Raw genomic sequence first — 18,724 nt, forward strand, 5'->3', positions numbered from 1 at the left:
CCGCGCCGGGTGCGGACGAGAAGCCGGGGGCAGGCCTTCTACCGGTCCAATCCGGGGTAGTGGCCGCGTTGGTACGAGGACAGCCCGGAGACAGGGAGCTGGGCCGCGCCCCGGCAGATCAGGCAGACGCGGGTCCGGCGGCATGCACGGCAGCTCTCCCGGCCGTGCGTCTCGTCCGGCACCCAGCCGCGGCCCCCGCACTCGGGGCATCGTCCCAGGCTGTCGCACTCATAGCACAGCACGTGTCCGGACGTGACGGTTTCGGCGGTGTGGATCGGCTCCGGCCACCGGAACTCCTCCGGCTCGCGCAGGGCCATCGCCGGCGTCCGCCCGCTGAACCACACCTTGGACGGGGGCACGGGGGCATGGTCGTCGGCCACGTGGATCTCGATGGTGCAGCCGTTGTCGTGGCAGCCGGTCACCACGATGCGGGGTGTCCGGCCAGGGTTCTCCTGCGATGCCGTAGTGCTCTGCCGCCAGCCCGCCGATGTGAGCAGTGCGGCCGCGCGGGACACCATGTCGGCGGCGCCGACATGCGCGGGGTGCTTTCCGGTGAAGAACTCGGCCGCGTACTGGTAGCGGGGTGGTTCATGCCAGTCGGCGACCCGAGGCTCGTCGAGGAACAGCAGACTCAGATCACTTCCGGGGGTCAAGTCGTCGATCATCATGGTCAGTTGAGACCGTAGGGCTCGGCCCAAGCGGTCCAGTTCTTCGTGCGCGCCAGGTATGGGACCCATGATTTCCCCTTCAGGAGGTCAAAGTATGTTGCCGATCGTCACGCACGCCGCGGCCCGTGCCCAGTTGCTGCGGCATCTCACCGAAACGCTCCGGGCGCTGCCCGCCGAACTGTCCCTCGCGCTGAGGCATCCGGACCTCCCCAGGGCGAGGCTGCACGACGGCGTCACCCTGTTCGGCAGTCCTTTCGACGATGACGATGCCGATGGCGACGAGGGTGGTGACGTCGGTCGGTCCGCAGCCTTCGAGATCGGGTACTGGGTGGTCGGGACCACGCCCGACACCTCCGGCGCGTATCTCGACATGGTGATGCGCGTCTGGACCGACCGGGGTTGGACGACGCGGACCCACAGGGATTCGCCGCCGATCGAGGGATTCGCGCACAGCCCCGACGGATACGGGTTCAGCGTCAGGCAGAGCATCGACGGATACCTCAGCATGTCCGGGGGGACGCCGACCTTCATGTTCGACCCGAACCCCGGGGACCCCTTCCCGGACCGGATCGACCACCCGACCGGCGAGCTTTAGCGCGGGTTCCCGCGGACCTCGATCAAGTCGCCCTCGTCGTCGAAGACCTGTTCCCCGGCCAGGGTGCCGTCGTGGTTCCAGGAGCGGAACACGCCGTGGCACCGGCCCCACACCATGAGGCCCTCGGGCATCAACAGTCCGTCGGCCCAGAACGAGCGGGTCGGTCCGTGCGCGTGGCCGTCGACGTAGAAGTCCTGATACAGCAGCTGATCGCCGATAGCCTCCACCAGCTCGCCGGTGAACGGAACACCCTTGTAGGTGAGCGGCGGTCCGTGGACGCCGCCGTCGTCGATGACGTCGCGGTCCAGCTTCCAGTCGATCCGCAGGTGGGCCGGGGCACCGTCCGGTGCCCGCGGGCTCTGCTCCTCCCGCGCCTCCTGGTCGTGCTCTCGCCGTGTCACGCGGGTCACCGTACAACTCGCCGGGCGCGCGGGGCAGCGCTTCGGCGTAGTCGTGTGACGTCCGGTTCCTGGTCGACCGAGGCCGAGGAGCGCCAGGGGCGGAGTGGGCCGCGGGCTTTGCGGGAGGCCGGCCGCGATGTTCTTCACTCCGGCCGTGCAAAGAGCTCCGATGGCGAGATCGCCCCAGGCGGCCATCGCGCGGGGCATGCTGTCGCACCGGTCCGCCGGAGACGGGGACTTGTGCGTGCCGCGTGGAGCACGCGGCCGCCGGAATCGGGTACACCCGGACACGGGACACCGGATGGGGAACACCCGGTGCGCGGCACCGGACACCGTCCACAGGTTTCTCACGCGTCTCTCCCGAATCGCTTTCCGTCTCCAGTCGCATCGCAAATTCTCCTGGGACGAAAATGCCTTCCCCATATGCCTGGGTAATTCGTTCGACGAGAATGCAAAGATCGCAAAATGACTCCCTTGGTGTTCTTGGCCAATATGCACTCCCCAACAGGCTGATTCGTTCTGGTCAGTGGAAAGTTGGGCCGTTAAGCTGCCGTAAGTCGAAAGATCCTTGAACAAGGGAGAATTTCGCAGTGGAGAACACGAGGCCGGAAAGCGCCCTGCAGTCCACTTCCGGGGAAGGGATTTCGGGTGGATCCGACAGGAACCTGACGCCGACACCGACGGTCAGGTGCAACGGAACCCCGCCCACTCCCGAGCAGAAGGAGGGACCCTTCTACAAGCCCGACACCCCGCACAAGCCCGACTTCAGGGGCGACGTGGAGGGCGGCACGCCACTCCTGCTCCACGGCGGCATCGTCACCCCCGAGGGCAAGCCCATCGGCGGCGCACTCCTCGACTTCTGGCAGGTCGGGGACGAGGGCGTCTACGACGAGGAGGGGTTCCGGCTCCGGGGCCACCTGTTCGCCGACAGCGACGGGAACTGGCGGCTGGAGACGGTGCTGCCCGCCGTGTACCCGGGCCGGACGCGCCACGTGCACGTCAAGGTGCAGCCGCCGGGCGGCGAGGTACTGACCACGATGCTGTACTTCCCGGACGAACGGCGCAATCATCTGGACAAGTATTTCCGGCCCGAGTGTCTGATGGATGTCCATCGGACCGAGGACGGCTGGGACGCCTCGTTCACCTTCGTGCTGGACATCTGAGATTCCAGCACCGGATTTCCCGGTCGCCACGGGAGTCATGATGGGCGGTGGCCGTTCCGAGCGCACGGAACGGCCCCGTCGAAGGGCACTTGCCGGGCACGTCGAAATGCCACGTCGTGAGCATCAGGAGACACATGGTCGACTTGACGCACGCCCAAGAGCTGATCTACTACCCGGTCAGCGACTATCTGATGGATCACGGAGAAGGGATCCATCTCTATGACGCGGACGGGAACCAGTACATCGACTGCGCGTCCGGCACCTTCAATCTCAGCCTCGGCTACAGCCATCCCGAAGTGGTCAAGGCGATGCGCGACCAGATCGAACGGCTGGTGCACGCGACGTCGACATTCCAGACGAAGCCGGTCAACGACCTGGTGCGACGTCTGGTCGAGGTCACTCCCGACAACCTCACCAAGGTGCATCTCAAGGTCTCGGGCGGATCGACCGCCAACGAGGGCGCGGTCAAGATGGCCCAGATCAGTACCGGGCGGCGCGATGTCATCACCCTCTTCCGCAGCCATCACGGCCAGACGATGATGACGACCACCATGTCGGGCGAGTCCTTTCGCAAGGCGCCCTTCCCGCATCTGATGCCGGGCGTGCTGCAGGTCCCGGACCCCTACTGCCTGCGCTGTTTCTACCGGCAGACCCCCGACACCTGCGGGCTGCTCTGCGTCGAGCGGGTCAACGACTTCCTCGACCACGCCAGTTCGGGCAGCGTCGCCTGCATCGTCGTGGAACCCGTCTCGGGCAGCGGCGGCAACATCGTGCCGCCCGAGGGATACCTCGCCGCGCTGCGCACCCTCTGCGACGAGCGGGGCATCGCGCTGATCTTCGACGAGATACAGACGGGCATCGGCCGCGTCGGCCGGATGTTCGCCGCCGAGCACTACGGTGTGCGCCCCGACATCCTGACCACCGGCAAGGGGCTGGGCGGTTCGGGCGCCCAGGTCGCCGCCATCGTCGCCGACGAGCGGATGTCCGGACTCAGCAGCGACCACCACTCGTTCACCTACGGCGGCAACATCCTGGCGGCGGCCGCCGCCGCGACGACCCTCGACGTCATCGGCCGCCCCGGCTTCCTGGAGAACGTACGAGAGGTGGGAGCCCACATCATGGACCGGCTGCGGGAGCTCGCCGCGATTCACCCGTCCATTGTGGACGTGCGCGGACTCGGACTGATGATCGGCATCGAGATCGGCGACGAGGACGGACGTCCCCACAGCGACCGGGCCCAGGCCCTGGCCCGGCGCGGGATGGACCACGGCCTGATCCTGCGGACCTCCCGGTACGGTCGTGGCAACGTCATCAAGATCCGGCCGCCGCTCGTCATCACCCGGGCCGAAGCCGACCTGCTCTGCGACCGGCTGGACGCACTCTTCACCACGGAGGCAGCATGAAGGACTACGTCGTACGGCTCGCCTCATCGGTGCGCGACGAGGTGCTGGCCGCGCAGAACCGGCTCGACAGCCGGCTGGTACGAGGACATTCACCCGGTGGCGACGCGCAGTTCGGCCTCGACGACGTGGCGGAGGCCGCCGTCTGGAAGCACGTCGTCGACGGCGGCGTTCCGGTCGCCGTCTACTCCGAGGACCGGGGACTGCAATTCCACGGCAACGCCCCCGAGTACCTGCTCGTCGTCGACCCCATCGACGGCACCAGGCCCGCCGTCGCCGGACTCGAATCGGCCACCGTTTCCGTGGCCGTCGCCCGGATGTCCGAGCGCCCCCGCATCGCGGACGTGGAACACGCGCTGCTGATGGAGATGAGGACAGGGGCCTACCTCTACGGGGAGCGCGGCGCGGACGGGGTGAGTGCCCACGGCTACGACCACCCCGTACCGTCCCTGACCACGACGACCGACCTCTCCCGGATGTTCTGGTCCCTCGAATTCAACGGCCACCCCGCAGGGTTGATGACCGATGCCTACGGCCACCTCATCGACCGCTCCGCGAACACCGGCGGCGTGTTCGTCTTCAACAGTGCCACGTACTCCATCTCCCGGCTGCTCACCGGCCAGCTCGACGCCTACGTCGACATCGGCAACAGGCTGCTGCGTGACGACCCCGGCCTCCTGCCCGAGTTCGAGCGGGTCGGCAACGGACGCGTGCTCCACCTGTTCCCCTACGACATCGCGGCGGCCGTCTTCCTCGCCGAGAAGGCCGGAGCCGTCATCACCGACGGCTACGGCGAACCGCTCGGCGACACCGTGCTCACCGATCTGGGCGTCGGCAACCAGCGCTCCTGCGTGGCCGCTTCCACACCGGAACTCCACAAGGCGCTGCTGGAGGGCATCCGATGGAGGGTTTGACCCGACAGGAACCCGCAGCGCGCCCGCCCGCCCCCGACGGCACCGCCGAGTTCCGTGCACTGCTGGAACGGCTCTCCGACAAGGCGACGGCGGACTACTACAACCCGTACACCACATTCGACTGGCCCGAGTCGATTCCCACCGACGGCTTCTGGATGTCCCCGGAACTGCTGACGGTCCACGGCACCGAGACGATGGAGGCCCTGACCCCGCGGCAACTGCACGCCCTGAGCCGCTGGGAGAGCGTCCACTTCTACAGCCTGAACGTGCACGGCATCAGGGAACTGCTCATCGAGGTCATGCGGCGGATCCACACGCCCGGCTTCGAGACCCCCTCGGAGTTCTTCCACCATTTCGTCGGTGAGGAGAACGACCACATGTGGTTCTTCGCCACGTTCTGCCTCAAGTACGCCGGCAAGATCTACCCCGACAAGAAACTGAGACTGCCCGAAACCCCGCAGGACGCGGCGATCGAGAACTTCCTGGTCTTCGTCCGCATCCTGGTCTTCGAGCAGATAGTCGACCACTACAACGTCCGGATCGCGGCCGACGAACGGCTGCACCCGACCATCCGCCACCTCAACCGCCTCCACCACCAGGACGAATCCCGCCACATCGCCTTCGGACGACGGCTGGTGCAGTTGCTGTGGGACCGGCTCGTGGCGAGCGGCATCGACGAACGGGCCCGGCGCGCGACCGGCAGTTACGTCGGCCGCTACATCACCACGAGCGTGGAGTCGTTCTACAACCCCGCCGTGTACCGCGACGCGGGGATCGCGGACGGCTACGCGCTCCGGCAGCGGCTGCTCGCCCACCCCGCCCGGCAGGCCGCACACGCCCGGGTGCTGCACAAGACCACCGACTTCCTCTCCCGGATCGGAGTGCTCGATGCCGGGAACTGACGCTGCTGCCCGCACCGGCCACTGGACCGTGCGCGACGGACTCGCCTCCTTCGGGGAGCCCGCGACCGTACTCCTGCGCACCCTGGACGACGTGTTCACCCACTGGGGAACCCGCGCGGGAGCCGTGCGGATGACCTTCCCCCCGCTGCTCGGCGTCGACGATCTGCGCACCCTCGACTACTTCCGCAACTTCCCGCACCTGGGCAGCCCTGTCTCCCGTGTCCGGCCCGACCGCCTCGACGCCCACAGCCGGGGGACCGCCGACGGCCCCGTGCCCGCGCACGACCTCGCCGACGCCGGCCACCTGCTGCCCTCCGCAGCCTGCTACGGCTGCTTCCTGCACTTCTCCGGAACCGCGGCGGAAGGTCCTCTGCGTGTGAGCACGGCCGCACAGTGCTTCCGTCACGAAGACCACCACGACGGACTGCGCAGACTGTGGGGCTTCACCATGCGGGAGATCATCTGCATCGGATCCGCCGAACAGGTGCGCGACCACCTGGAACACCACTATGCGCGGCTGGCCGTCTTCGCCGCCGGTCTCGGCCTCTCCCTCTCCCGGCAGCCGGCGACCGATCCCTTCTTCGAGAAGGACGGCGCGCGCACCGTCATGCAACTGCTCGCGCCGGTCAAGGACGAGTACCTGTACACCGACGGCACCGCCGTGGCCTCGATGAACAATCACCGCAACTTCTTCGGAGAGCGCCGTTCCATCAGCTACGCCGACAAGCCCGCGTTCACCGGCTGCGTCGCGTTCGGACTGGAACGCTGGGTGCACGTGCTGAACGAACGCTTCGAGGGCGACCTCCGCGCCGCGACCGCGGCTGTCCGCAAGGCCGGCGAGGGGGAGTGAACCGGCTCACGTCGGTCCTCGGCCTCGACCTGCCGCTGCTCCAGGCAGGTATGGGAGGCATCGCGGGGCCCGACCTGTGCGCCGCGGTCTCCGGGGGCGGGGCCGGGGGAGCCCTGGCGCTCTACAAGGAACCTCCGCAGCGGGTCCGGGAACTGGTGCGTGCCGTCGTCGCCTCCACCTCCCGCCCCTTCGGCGTGAACATCATCCCCGAGGTGACAGGTCCGGCCGGCTGCCGGGCCCAGCTCCGCGCCGCCCTGGACGAACTGCCCGCGAACGCCTTCGTGACCAGCTTCGGCCTGCCGGACGCCGACGCCGCACACGACGTCGTACGGTCCGGCCGCGTCCTGGTCGTCCAGGTCGGTACGCTCCGCGACGCGCAAGCCGCTCTCCGGCTGGGTGCGGGTGTCCTCGTCCTCCAGGGCACCGAGGCGGGCGGGCACCTTCTCGGTGAGCTGCCCGCGGCGCGCCTGCTGCGTGAGACACGCGCGCGGTACCCCGACGCCGTGCTGGCGGTGGCGGGCGGCGTCGCGACCGGTTCCGACCTGACACGGGTGCTGGGGCAGGGCGCCGACGGGGCCATGGCCGGAACCCTCTTCGTTCCCGCGGTGGAGTCCGCCGCACACCCCTACTACAAACAGCGCGTGGTCGACGCGGCGGCGGACGACACCGTGGTCACCACGCGCTTCGACATCGGCTGGCCCGCCCGCCCGCATCGCGTACTGCACAACCCCCTGACGGGGACGGCGCCCCGGCACCCCGCGACGTTCATCGCGACGACCGGAGCGGGGGGCGGCCGGTGGCCCGTTCCCCGGTACAGCGCGGCGGTCCCGGTGGCGGAGACGGTGGGCCGGATCGAGGAGATGGCCATGTACTGCGGCCGGTCCTGTGCCCGGGTCGCCGGACAGTACCCGGCCGCCGTCCTCGTCGAACGATTCCGCCGCCCCTACGAGGCGGTCGGCCGAACCCACGTCACATCCACGGAAGGTGGGTCATGGAAGAAGCACTCAAGCCGGTGACCGCATGGCTGCTGGCCAGGAACCCGGAGACCGGGGAGATCCCGGCCGATCTCGACCTGATCGAGAACCGGCTCATCGACTCCCTCGGTTTCATGGAGTTCATCCTGCTGCTGGAAGACCTCGTCGGCCGCGAACTGCCCCTGCAGGAACTGGATGTGGACCGCTTCCGCTCGCTCCGGGCCATCCACGACAACTTTCTCTCCCCGCAGGCCACGAGTGTGGGGAAGCATGGCTCGTAGGACGGCGGGGTCGACCGGAGGAGGCCGGATCGTGGAGTACGGGCGGGTCGTCTCCGTGCATCTGGCCGCTGTCGCCGGTGCACCCACCTACTGCGTCGCGCAGGCCCGCGCCGTCGCGGGACGCGGTCTCGAGGGCGACCGCAACTACTGGGCGGGGGAGGGGCCGCGACCCGGGCGTCGCGGTATCGGCCGTGCCTCCGGCGTCTGCGACGTCACCCTGATCGAGCTCGAAGCCCTGGAGGCCCTGGCCCGGGAAACCGGTATCGAGCTGTCCCCCGCACTGTGCAGGCGCAACGTCGTGTGCCGGGGCATACGGCTCAATCCTCTGGTGGGCACGGAATTCCGGGTCGGCGGAGTGACGCTTCGCGGGCTTCGGCTGAGTGAACCCTGCGTCCGCCTCGAACAGCTGACCCGTCCCGGCCTGGTCCGTGGTCTCCTGCACCGGGGCGGGCTGCGCGCCGAAATCGTCCATGGCGGCACGATCCACGTCGGGGACCCGGTGGGCCACGGACGCGGCCTCACCGCCCGGCCCCCGACGAACTCTCCGTCTCCGCCGGAACCACCACCCCGCACCGAGGAGCACCGCCCGTGACCCGCACCGGCGCACCTCCGGGAAACCCCGACGCGGACGCCGTTCACTGCTCGTCCAGCAGCGCCGGGGGACGGCACCGACTGCGCGCCGTGGCACCACGGCACCTGGTGCGACAGTCCCGCCTGGACCTGCTCGTAGCGCTGTGTGGGCCGACACCCTGACCACCCTGGTCGCGCATCCGGACCGCCCTCTCGACAGCCTCGGCATCCCGAGTGGCGTCGGCCCGTGCTTCTCCGTTCAGGGCACGGACGTGTTCCGAACCGCGCGCGGCCGGTTCTGACGTGCAGTCGACGACGTGGCGGCTCGAAATTCGCTGGCACGCGCTCGTGTGATCCACTTATGTTGTGCGCTCGTGACCGAAGCCTCCGAGCACCCATCGAGCGGGTCGTCCGCGATCCCCACGCAACCGTCTGCGTCCGCATCCGGGCAGCCGGCGACGGCCGACCCCCCGCCGGTGCGCTCCGTTTCCGGTGAGGGACTGTTCTCCGGCACGTACGCCGCCGCCACCGTCAGTTTCGCCGCGGTGATGTTCCTGACCGGGTTCGCCGCGCTGGCCGTGGTGCCCACCCTGCCGATGGCCGCACGGGATCTGGACGGAGTGCCCCTCTTCCCACTGGTGGCGGGGTGCTTCGTGGCCGCCAGCCTGCTGGGCGGGGTACTGGGCGGTCATTGGGCGGACCGTGCCGGGGCGCAACGCCCGTTGGCGGCGGGCACGGCGCTGGCGGTGGTCACCCTGCTGGTCTCGGCCGCCAGCACATCGATCTGGCAACTGGCGGCCGGGCGCTTCCTGGACGGGCTGGCGGGCGGAATGGTCGCCGTGTCGATCAACACGGCCGTCGGGCAGGCCTACCCCGACCGCCTGCGTCCGCGCGTGCTGGCCCTGATGAGCACCTGTTGGATCATTCCGTCACTGGTCGGCCCACCGCTGGCGGGGCTGGTGGCCGAGTGGTGGTCCTGGCGCGTGGTCTTCTACGGGCTCGCCGCCCTGACCGTGCTGCCCACACTGGTCGTGGTGGCCGTGCTGCGAAGCCGTTCCTGGTCGGCCGCGCCCGCGCCGACGGGAGAGAAGGCGCCGCGTCCCGCACTGATGGTCGCGACGGCGGTGAGCCTGGGTGCGGCGTCGGCGCAGTACGGCGTCTCGGGCTGGAGCATGCGCCATCTGCTGTTCGCGGTCGGAGGGCTCGCCCTGACGGTGGGGTTCGCGCCCCGGCTGCTGCCGCCGGGCACCTGGCGTGCCGCGCGCGGCCTTCCCGCGACGGTCCTGCTGCGCGGCATGAGTTCGGGAGTCTTCTTCACGCTGGAGGCGCTGGTGCCACTGCTGCTCGTCACCGACCGGGGTGTGTCTTCCGTGTCGGTCGGTCTGCTCTTCACGGGGGCCGCAGTGGCCTGGGCCGGCTCTTCCTGGGTGCAGGGCCGCCTGCTGGAGCGCTGCCCCCGCCACCGTCTGGTCGTGATCGGAGCGGTGGTGCTGGCGGCAGCGGTCGTGGTCGCCGTCGTGGGTACGCTGCCCGTGCTGCCCCCGTTCGTCGCCGCGTCGTCCATGGTCGTCGCGGCCGTGGGCATGGGGCTGCTCGCGCCCGCCCTCACCCTGCTGTCGCTCTCCCACGCACCGCCCGGTCGGCAGGGCTCTGCGAGCGGTGCGATGCAGACCAACCAGAACCTGGGCCAGATCACGGTTCTGGGCGTCTCCGCCGGCCTGTTCAACGCCTGCCTGGGCGCCGGTACGACCGATTCCGCCGGCTACGGCGCCGCCTTCGGACTGCTGCTCGGGCCCTGTCTCCTGGCCGCTCTGCTCGCCATCCGTACCCGTGCCGACGGCGCTTGAGCGACTCACGCCGTGCCGTCCTGACCGCGCCCCGCTCCCGCGCCGGGCGCCCGCTCCGCGCCGGCTCGCCGACGCATTCGCCGTCCCCATGGGGAGCCGTGATCGCAAGGATGGGGAATTACGTGACGCTGATCACGTAGTTCGTGGGGAATCGCCTGACCGTCGACACATGGTGCCGGCCTGTCAACATCCTTTTTTGGAGGGCGAGTTCGGGGATATCTTCAATCGCCCGTCGGGGAGGTGGTGTCTTCCTCCCATGGGGTGGGGCCGTGCGGAGCTCGTAGCGTCGGGGTCAGGAATCGTCGGGTGTGCCGCCGCGGCGTGTTTGCCACGGATCCTGCCCGGCCCTTGGATGGGGAGAGCGTGACGAGCGCAACGGGCGCAGTGGAGCGTGCCGTCGTGGCGAGCGGGGTGGTGCCGGTCCTGGCTGCTGCCTTCCTGTGGGGCACGGTCGGCCCTGCCCAGATCCTGGCCGGAACCAGTGCGTCACCGGTGGCGATCGGTGTCTGCCGGATGCTGCTCGGCGGCTTCGTGCTGGGGCTGTTCACCGCACGGCGGGCGGGGATCCGGTCTCTTTGGCGGCGTCGTGCCTGGCCGTGGATGGTGGTGAGTATCGCGGTCACGGCGGCCTTCCAGGCGTGCTTCCTGGAGGCGGTGGCCCGCAGTGGCGCGGCCCTGGCGACCGCCGTCACCTTCGGCACCGTCCCGGTCGTGTCGGGGGTGTGCGGCCGGGTGCTGGCCGGTGAGCGGCTCGGCGGGCGGTGGGTCGGCGGCACCGCGGGGGCGGTCGGCGGCATCGTGCTGCTCCTTGTTCCCGCCGGCGACGGGCCGGCCGACGGCGTGGCTGTGCTGCTCGGGGTCGTCGCCGGCGCCAGTTTCGGGGTGTACATCTCGGCGACCAAGCGCCTGGAGGAGCAGGGGGCGGACACGGCGGCCGCGGCCCCGGCGAGCGTGTTCTGCGCGGGGCTGCTTGTCTCACCGTGGGTCCTCGCCCACCCGCACGGACTGGCCGAACCGCGGGCGGTGGCCCTGATCAGCTGGTTGGCGCTGGCCACGACGTCCCTGGGGTACCTGCTGTTCACCCGGGGCGTCCGGCATCTGAGCGGGGCGACGGTGGGCACACTCAGCCTGGCGGAACCGTTGGTCGCCGCCGTGCTGGGGGTGGCGTTGCTCGGCGAGCGGTTGAGCCCGCCTGCACTGGTCGGTGCGGCGCTCTTGCTCGGCGGACTCGTCGTGGTCTCGGTGCCGGGCCGGCGCCGCGAACGCCCCGGGGACGTCGACGGGGGGTGACGGGGACTGTTTGAGGAGGCGCGGCCGCCCGTGCGGCGGGCGGGAAGCACGTCCCCCCGCCACCCGGACGGTGGCGGGCGAGGGTACGTGAGCCTCATCGGGCAGCGGGCCCTGGCCTACCGGTCAGCGGTCCCGGTAGGACGCCATCGCCTCGTTCACACGCCCTGACGGTGGAGCACGTCTTCGACTGGCGCCCCTCGAAGGCGAGCGCCTTGTTGGTCGCGGCGGCCCGCGGCACCCTCGGGGTCTGCGGCACGCGGGACTCCGCCCGCCCCATCACGCTCACCGCCGCCAGTCCCCACGTCCACCGGCTCCCCCTGGCGCACGCCCTCAAAATCAACCCCTTGGCACGGGCGGTGGCCGGGATCACCGACCTGGCGGAGGCGGAGCGGGCGAGCGAGCGGGCCTGCGGGTTCTCGGCGACCGCCCGGGAACGTGACCGCGCGGCCCGGCTGGGTCCGCCGGCAACCCCGGCAGCCACCGTCGACGACCGCCCCATCGCACCCCAGGCACTGGCCGAGCGCTACGCGCAATGGGAGCGACGGACCGTCCGGAACGGGATCGCCTACGTCACCATGCGCCGCATCGTCGAGGAACTCGACCTGTGACATGACGAGTTCGCCGCGCACCCACCTGAGCGCGACGACCCCGGCACGGTACGTCCCGCCGCTGTGGCGACTGGCGACGGCGGGCTGACCACGGCCGACGCCCCGCCCCGGGCGGTCCGCACGGGAGGCACGGGCTCCGCGGACCCCGCCGGGCGGGGCGTTCCGTTGCTTCGGGCGCAGCCCGCCCCGTACCCCGGTCGAACACGTTGGTAGCGTCTCCGTCGTTGTTGAGTGCGTGTCACCTGCACGCACCGAACGGGGAGGACGAACACACCATGATGGGCCATTCGCACGCGATGAGCGGTGCCCTGCTCTTCGCGGGCACCACACCTTTCCTGCCACCGCTGGTGATGCACGCCCACCTCGCGCCGCAGGAAATCCTGATGGGCACGGTGCTCTGCGCCGGCGCCGCGCTGCTCCCGGACCTCGACCACCACGACGGCACCATCGCCAACTTCCTCGGCCCGGTGTCCAAGGCCCTGTGCCGCTTCGTGGCGTGGATCTCGGGCGGCCACCGGCACGCCACCCACTCACTGTTGTTCGTGGTCCTGATGACCGCGGGCACCTGGGCCGGCGTGACGTACCTGGGACGGCCGTTCACCCTCGGCATGACCTTCTTCCTCCTGGCCCTCGCGGTCCGGGCACTCAACCTGTGCCCGCCCGGCCACGGCTTCTCCGCCTGGAGCACGATCGTCGCCATGGCCGGGATCGGCACCGCGGTGATTGCCAAGTTCATCCCCTCGGCACCGGGCTGGCTGCCGTACGCCGCCGGCCTGGGGTGCCTGGCACATCTGCTGGGCGACTCCATCACCAAACAGGGCGCCCCGTGGCTGTGGCCGCTGAAGAACCGCTACGAGATCGTCATCATCAAGCACAGCGGCAACAAGCTGGAGACGGAGATCCTCACCCCGATCATGGGCGTGGCCACCGTCGTCCTGCTGTGGTTCACGGCACTGTCGCCGCACTCCTTCAGCTGACGCCGCGCCCCGATCCCGGGTCGGGGGCGTCCCCCCGCCGTGGGTTCCGCGGGCGTTGCAGACCACGGCGTGGTCGCGTCCGGCGTGGTCTTTCAGGGCCTCGATCGCGTCCTCGCACAGGGCGTTGCTGCGGACCTGGATGCCGCGGCGGAGGAACTCCTGGCCGGCGGCCCCGGCACCCGGCCGACGTCATGGTCGCCCAGACCGATGCCGCCCGGACACTGCCCCGTCCAGCCGTCGGCGACCTCCTCGAAGCGCTGCCGCGAGCTGATGGGCGGGGCAGCAGCACCGCATGGAGAAGAAGGGGGGCTCGCACTCTGCTCCAGCGACCGGGCCGAGGGGGTCAGGCGTGGTCTACCAGCTGGGACTGGGACAAGCCCTTCTCACGCGCGCAGTGTGCGCAACAGAAGAACTGTCCGTCGGCTTGCATACCGTGGCCGAGAATGCGGCACAGGCAGTTGACACAGGTCGGGGCGATCTTCTGGGCGGCGCACTCGATGCTGTCAAAGACGTGGACCGCCCCACCCGCAGTACGAACCTCGAAAGCCAACTCGTAGTCGTTGCGGCAGACCTCGCACACGGCCATGGACGATCACCCCTTGCTGCCGGAATCGATGAGCGGCACCTGCAGGCCCTTGAAGGCGCGGCGCCCCCTGGACTCTAGCGAAAGTGCGCACCCATCCTCCGGCAGCGCGTGGAATGACCCCCCGACATCCCCAGGATGGGGGAGCGGGCGTCTTCCCAGTTGCAGCGGAGACACGTCCTGCTGACGAGAGGCAGGGGAACCATAGCCATCGGCCCCCAGAGCAGCGCGTGCCCTGGCAGCGCCCCGCCATGCGCCCAAGGTTCGTTCTGATGGCCACGCGGGTCGTCGGTGTGGGCGGCGATCCAGGCCGGTTCGTTTGGATCACTTCCGCTGGCCGAGGTTGTCGTCGATGATGTCCCTGTGACTCACCGCATCAGCGCTCTGATCTCGGCCTTCGGGGTCCTTGCCAGCGTAATGCTGCTCGATCTTGCCGTTCGTGAGTACCGGTCTGGGGCGTCGGTCCTCTGGCGCGTGGCTGGAGCCGTGATCTTCTTTGGCGCTTCGTACACGCTTGTGCGGGACGTGCGGCGGCTCCGCACTGGGCCGACCGCCTGACTGCTGCACCGTTCCGACCAGCCCCGCAGGTCGTTGTTCGTGCGTGCCGTTGACTGACGCGCAGTGGGCGCGAATCGAGCCGTTACTCCCAGATCGGACGCCGGCGGGGTGGCCGGTGGCGGGACCATCGAGAGGTGATCGACGCGATCGCCCGGAAGTTCCAGATGGATCGCCCCCGGCGGCTGTGGTCGGCCGAAGACGTCCGCGTGGCCATCGGCAGCGCCCCTTCACGCCGGGACGTCCGCCAGGCCCTGCGCGACATGGCCGGCCAGGGCTTGCTGGAAGAAATCCACCGCGCGGCCCGCCACGTACTCTTCCGCCTCAGCCCAGCCCCAGCACAAGAAACGACTGAGACCACCGCCGAGAAACCGGCCGGCCACCACAGACCAGTCCTGGCCCGCCCCACTCCCACGCACCGACCCGGCGGAAGGAATCCGTTCCCCGCTCAGCCAGCATCCGCTCCCGGCCATCCGGGCCGCCATGGCGGACACCGTCCACACCGCCTGCCTGGACGGCCGGTTCATCGCTGCCCCGGCCCGCGAGTACGGCGTTGGCCGCGGCGCGATCCGCAAGGCCGTCGTCAACCTCATGCCCGGGGCGGCGGTCCTGGAGCTGCCGGTCACCACCGACATGCCGACCAAGGCCGCCGACTTCCTCCGCCCGGCCGGGCTCGAACCCGCCGAGCAGGCCGCGTTCGACCATGGCGTGGCGAACCGGACGACCAGGGCAACACGTTGCGCGTCAGCCTCACCGGGGGCGCTGCCAGCCCCTCGGCGTCACCCAGGGAGTCTCGGCGGTCAAGGCCTGATGCGAGTACGAGAACTGCGCCACGGTGACATCCGGATCGTGATCGCTCCCACCGATGTGCGTTGCTCCCCGAGGCCGGTGCCCTGCCGCTGGCTGATGTTCTGTCACCAGGCGGCCGGCAGGTGCAGCGGGCTGCGGGTAATGGAGCCCGATCGCCATTCGGTGGCGTCCAGCGGGGTGGTGAGGCGGAGGCCGGGAAGGCGGGCGGCCAGGCGGTGGAGGCCGTGCCGGAGTTCTGTGCGGGCGAGCCAGGCGCCCGGACAGTAGTGCGGGCCGGCTCCGAAAGCCAGGGTGGGACTCTCCAGCGGCGCGAAGAGATCGGCGAAGGGGTCGGGGAAGGCTTCGGGGTCATGGCCGGCCATGAGCCGGTCGGCCATGACGACGTCGCCGGAACGGATGGTCGCACCGCCGATCTCGGCGTCCTCCGTGGCGTACAGGGGCCGGGGGCGCTGTGGGTCGCCGAGGGGGATGAGGTGGAGCAGGCGCTCGGTCAGGAAACTGGCCGCGGTCTCGTCGGCTCCCAGGCGGACCCAGTCCTGTGGCCGTTCGGTCAGGAGGAAGAGGAGGCTGTTGCCCAGCATCGTCGATGTGGTGTGGTGCCCGCCCACCACCAGCAGGTTGACCAGTGCGAGGAGCTGCGGCTCGGGGATGCTGCCATCATGATCGGCGGCTTGGACGACGACGCTGACCAGATCTTCTCCCGGCGTGCGCCGCCGCCTGGCCACGATGTCGGCCGTGAACTCGGTGAGTTCCCGGGTCACGTCTGCGACCTCTGCGGTATCGCGTGTGGCGTCGGCCAAGGCGTGTGCCGACCACCGGAGCAGCTGTTCCTGGCCCACGTCCGGAATGTCCAGCAGTCGGTTCATGACCATCATGGGCAGGGGGTTCGTGAAGCCGTCGACCAGGTCCGCCGGTGATCCCCGTCCGACCAGTTCGTCCAGCACCTGATCGATGGCGCCGACCACCCACGGTTCCATGTGGCCGACGGCTCGTGGGTTGAGCATCCGCTGGAAGAGGTGGCGCAGCCGCAGGTGCTCGTCGCCCTCCTGGCGGGGAAGAGCGTCGGGGCTGTTCGCCAGGTTGGAGGCGGTCGGGAACGGCGCGTTTGATCCTCGTGGTGGAGAGCGTCTGAAGCGGGTGTCGTCCAGCGCCTGGCAGACGTCGGTGTAGCGGGTCAGGAGCCAGGCCCGGGTCCCGTCGGCCAGCCTCGTACCTCTGGGCGGGCCGGGATCGTCGAATCGCAGGCGGTGCAGGGGAAGGTGAGGCTCGGATGCGGTCACTGCCGATCGCTTCCTTTCAGGGTCTGGTGGTTGTCGCATTCCCGAATCCGCATTCGGCGTCATTCCCGGAGAAAAGTCGAAGTGCGGTCCGCGGACTGTTGGTCGTGTGTGGGGGCAAGGGGGATAAGGGCTGCCTGAAGCGGGTTCGGAGGGGGTCGATCGGCTCGTTCGCCGGGCGCCTCGCCGAGCCTCGCCCGGGGCCGAGTCGGCTCTGGGGTGGGTTCAGCCGCGGGCGGCGGGGCGCAGGGTGATTCGTTCGACGGCCTCGTGGACGGGGGTGGAGCCGGAGACGAGTTCCAGGAGGCGCACAGCCGTGGTGGGCACGCAGGCGAGTTCCGTGAGGACGGCGGCGGCGTCCGGCCGGTCGCACCCGCACCACGTGGCGCAGTTCCTCGGTGGGCTGGCCCGCGGCCCACGCCCACAGCGCTGCCTAGTGTGCGGGCGTGCAGGGAGGGGAGGGCTTCGAGCCTGCCACCAGGACACCGACGTCCAGGACGGTCTACGCCAGGAGCGGGGGCCCAGGACCAGGGGCTCCGACAGCGATCGCGCACGGCGCGTCGGCCGTGGACGGTGTCCAGTTGTGATGATCCGGAGAAGTCGCTTGTGCGGCACAGCACCGCAGCGAGGCCGAGCAGGTGATAGCCCAGTCGGCGTTCGTGGCGGTGGTTGCCGTTCAACCCTGTCGAGCCAGAGCTTCGAGAGGAAGCACGCCCGCGCCGGAAAACAGGCTGCGGGCCGTGGTGATGCGCCGCTCGCGGGCCGGGCCCGCAACGGTCAGGTGGTCCAGGGCCCGGATCAGTGCCCACGGGTCCGGTGCGTATTCGGTGAGGCCGCGCTCGGCCATCCGTCGGGCACCCTCTCTGCCATGCCCCGGAATGGGCCGATAGCTGACAACCGGCAATCCGACGGCCATCGCTTCGAGCGCCGTTTGCCCCGCCGCGTTGTCGATGAGCGCGCGAGAGGCCGCCATGAGCCCCGGCATGTCGTCGACCCAGCCCCTGGCATCGGTATGGGCGACGCGTGACAGCTCCCGGCGCAGGCGTGTGTTGGTGCCGCAGAGCACGACCGGTCTGTAGCCCGCCGAAGCCACCAACCGCGAGGTCTGCCCCAAGTGGGCCCCAGCGCCCCAGGCCCCCGTAGAGATCAGCACCGGTGGACGGTCCGGCGAGTCGAGCCGTCGCCGCCAGTCCGCTGCAGTGGGCGCCGGCGCCTGGAACCGGGGGGCCACCAGAGCGCCGGAGGTGACAGCCGGGCGCCGCACCGCTCGCCGCACCTGATGCGCAAGGTCGGGTGTGAGGCACAGATGGAGGTCGTTGCCCGGATGCATCCATTGACGGTGAACGGCAAAATCGGTGATGACGACAGCGCTCGGGATCGGGAGTGCGCCGCGCGAGCGGAGCCCGCCGGTCAGCTGTGCTGCGAGGTGGAAGACGGATACGACCACGTCCGGTCGTTGTTGTGTAACGAGGATCAGCAGCCTTCGCGCCGCGAGGGCGGCCAGGGGGGCGCCCCCGGGGCGAGGGCCGCCCCCGGGGCGGAAGAACGCCGCGTACAGCCCGGCATAGACGAGGGGCATGCGGCAGATGACCGATCGGTAGAAGGAGCGCAGACCTCTGCCGATACCAGGGGGCAGCAGATCAAGGACATCGACTGTCGTCGTCCTCCCTCCGTCGGCCTCCAGCCGACGGGCGAGTTCGGCGGCCACCGCGTGGTGACCGGAGCCCATGCCTGCGCTCAGGATGAGGAAGCGCCCGGGAACCCCGTTCATCTCTCGTACACCCCCGCCCGGGCGTCGGCACAGGAGAGAGCCGTTACCGGCGCCCGGAGTCTCTTCTCGTCATCCGGAGCCAGCAGCGCCGACGGCGCCTTCACGCGTCGCAGCGCAACCGCCTCAGTCCGACCGAGGCTTCGGCGCGCGGACGGAGGCCCAGCCGCATGACCAGCAGGCACATGACTCCCCTCGTTCGGCGAGCATTCGGAGCATTTGTCGGAAGGGACACGGAACCCGATTCTTCCATTCTGTGGGTCAGAGCGGTGCGGTGCAGTGAGGCATGGG

At 69.9% G+C, this 18,724-nt stretch carries 19 protein-coding genes; 13 read left to right on the forward strand and 6 right to left on the reverse strand.

Features of this window, described 5'->3' with window-relative positions; all coding sequences use genetic code 11:
• Positions 1–38: 38 nt before the first annotated feature.
• Positions 39–653: a hypothetical protein gene (locus ACIRP2_RS27015; RefSeq protein ID WP_404254585.1), complete on the reverse strand. Its 615-nt coding sequence runs from the start codon at positions 651–653 to the stop codon at positions 39–41.
• A 109-nt stretch (positions 654–762) separates the two neighbouring features.
• Between ACIRP2_RS27015 and ACIRP2_RS27020 the strand changes: the two genes are divergently transcribed.
• A complete protein-coding gene (locus ACIRP2_RS27020; protein WP_404254587.1) occupies positions 763–1,263 on the forward strand; it encodes a hypothetical protein in 501 nt (166 codons plus the stop codon).
• Here ACIRP2_RS27020 and ACIRP2_RS27025 read toward each other — a convergent pair.
• Positions 1,260–1,664 (reverse strand): toxin-antitoxin system YwqK family antitoxin, encoded by a 405-nt coding sequence (locus ACIRP2_RS27025; RefSeq protein WP_404254589.1) that lies wholly within the window; start codon positions 1,662–1,664, stop codon positions 1,260–1,262. The genes ACIRP2_RS27020 and ACIRP2_RS27025 overlap by 4 nt on opposite strands.
• 590 nt (positions 1,665–2,254) lie before the next feature.
• Here ACIRP2_RS27025 and ACIRP2_RS27030 point away from each other — a divergent pair.
• The 12 genes from ACIRP2_RS27030 to ACIRP2_RS27085 all read left to right on the forward strand — a co-directional run bounded on the left by ACIRP2_RS27030 (position 2,255) and on the right by ACIRP2_RS27085 (position 13,440).
• Positions 2,255–2,827: a hypothetical protein gene (locus ACIRP2_RS27030; RefSeq protein WP_404254591.1), complete on the forward strand. Its 573-nt coding sequence runs from the start codon at positions 2,255–2,257 to the stop codon at positions 2,825–2,827.
• Positions 2,828–2,961: 134 nt separating this feature from the next.
• Positions 2,962–4,230 carry an aspartate aminotransferase family protein gene (locus ACIRP2_RS27035; RefSeq protein ID WP_404254593.1) on the forward strand — a complete coding sequence of 423 codons (1,269 nt, stop codon included), beginning with the start codon at positions 2,962–2,964 and terminating at the stop codon, positions 4,228–4,230.
• Positions 4,227–5,141, forward strand: a complete 915-nt coding sequence (locus ACIRP2_RS27040) for an inositol monophosphatase family protein (RefSeq protein ID WP_404254595.1) — start codon at positions 4,227–4,229, stop codon at positions 5,139–5,141. Before ACIRP2_RS27035 ends, ACIRP2_RS27040 begins: the two co-directional genes overlap by 4 nt.
• Positions 5,138–6,043 carry a diiron oxygenase gene (locus tag ACIRP2_RS27045; RefSeq protein ID WP_404254597.1) on the forward strand — a complete coding sequence of 302 codons (906 nt, stop codon included), beginning with the start codon at positions 5,138–5,140 and terminating at the stop codon, positions 6,041–6,043. The genes ACIRP2_RS27040 and ACIRP2_RS27045 overlap by 4 nt, the downstream gene beginning before the upstream one ends.
• Entirely contained in the window at positions 6,030–6,893 is an 864-nt protein-coding gene (locus ACIRP2_RS27050; protein ID WP_404254599.1) for an aminoacyl--tRNA ligase-related protein, read from the forward strand. The genes ACIRP2_RS27045 and ACIRP2_RS27050 overlap by 14 nt, the downstream gene beginning before the upstream one ends.
• Positions 6,890–7,909, forward strand: coding sequence for an NAD(P)H-dependent flavin oxidoreductase (locus tag ACIRP2_RS27055; RefSeq protein WP_404254601.1), 1,020 nt, complete (start codon positions 6,890–6,892; stop codon positions 7,907–7,909). The genes ACIRP2_RS27050 and ACIRP2_RS27055 overlap by 4 nt, the downstream gene beginning before the upstream one ends.
• Complete coding sequence (locus tag ACIRP2_RS27060) at positions 7,885–8,148, forward strand: acyl carrier protein (protein WP_404254603.1); 264 nt, start codon at positions 7,885–7,887, stop codon at positions 8,146–8,148. The genes ACIRP2_RS27055 and ACIRP2_RS27060 overlap by 25 nt, the downstream gene beginning before the upstream one ends.
• Positions 8,149–8,179: 31 nt before the next feature.
• The gene (locus tag ACIRP2_RS27065) at positions 8,180–8,740 is read left to right on the forward strand and encodes an MOSC domain-containing protein (RefSeq protein ID WP_404254605.1); all 561 of its coding nucleotides are present in this window, start codon (positions 8,180–8,182) and stop codon (positions 8,738–8,740) included.
• Between the two features lie 454 nt (positions 8,741–9,194).
• Positions 9,195–10,565, forward strand: a complete 1,371-nt coding sequence (locus ACIRP2_RS27070) for an MFS transporter (RefSeq protein ID WP_404254607.1) — start codon at positions 9,195–9,197, stop codon at positions 10,563–10,565.
• Positions 10,566–10,928: 363 nt separating this feature from the next.
• The gene (locus ACIRP2_RS27075; RefSeq protein WP_404254609.1) at positions 10,929–11,855 is read left to right on the forward strand and encodes a DMT family transporter; all 927 of its coding nucleotides are present in this window, start codon (positions 10,929–10,931) and stop codon (positions 11,853–11,855) included.
• A gap of 170 nt (positions 11,856–12,025) precedes the next feature.
• Positions 12,026–12,463, forward strand: coding sequence for a DUF1152 domain-containing protein (locus tag ACIRP2_RS27080; RefSeq protein ID WP_404254611.1), 438 nt, complete (start codon positions 12,026–12,028; stop codon positions 12,461–12,463).
• Positions 12,464–12,738: 275 nt separating this feature from the next.
• Positions 12,739–13,440 (forward strand): metal-dependent hydrolase, encoded by a 702-nt coding sequence (locus ACIRP2_RS27085; RefSeq protein ID WP_404254613.1) that lies wholly within the window; start codon positions 12,739–12,741, stop codon positions 13,438–13,440.
• A 343-nt stretch (positions 13,441–13,783) separates the two neighbouring features.
• Here ACIRP2_RS27085 and ACIRP2_RS27090 read toward each other — a convergent pair whose 3' ends face one another.
• The 4 genes from ACIRP2_RS27090 to ACIRP2_RS27105 all read right to left on the reverse strand — a co-directional run bounded on the left by ACIRP2_RS27090 (position 13,784) and on the right by ACIRP2_RS27105 (position 18,436).
• Positions 13,784–14,026 carry a hypothetical protein gene (locus tag ACIRP2_RS27090; RefSeq protein WP_404254615.1) on the reverse strand — a complete coding sequence of 81 codons (243 nt, stop codon included), beginning with the start codon at positions 14,024–14,026 and terminating at the stop codon, positions 13,784–13,786.
• An 876-nt stretch (positions 14,027–14,902) separates the two neighbouring features.
• Positions 14,903–15,283, reverse strand: coding sequence for a hypothetical protein (locus tag ACIRP2_RS27095; RefSeq protein ID WP_404254617.1), 381 nt, complete (start codon positions 15,281–15,283; stop codon positions 14,903–14,905).
• A gap of 209 nt (positions 15,284–15,492) precedes the next feature.
• A complete protein-coding gene (locus ACIRP2_RS27100) occupies positions 15,493–16,668 on the reverse strand; it encodes a cytochrome P450 (protein ID WP_404254619.1) in 1,176 nt (391 codons plus the stop codon).
• A gap of 673 nt (positions 16,669–17,341) precedes the next feature.
• Positions 17,342–18,436, reverse strand: a complete 1,095-nt coding sequence (locus ACIRP2_RS27105) for a galactosyldiacylglycerol synthase (protein ID WP_404254621.1) — start codon at positions 18,434–18,436, stop codon at positions 17,342–17,344.
• Positions 18,437–18,724: the final 288 nt, after the last annotated feature.

The organism is Streptomyces sp. NPDC101194, assembly GCF_044767885.1.
GTDB lineage: Bacteria > Actinomycetota > Actinomycetes > Streptomycetales > Streptomycetaceae > Streptomyces.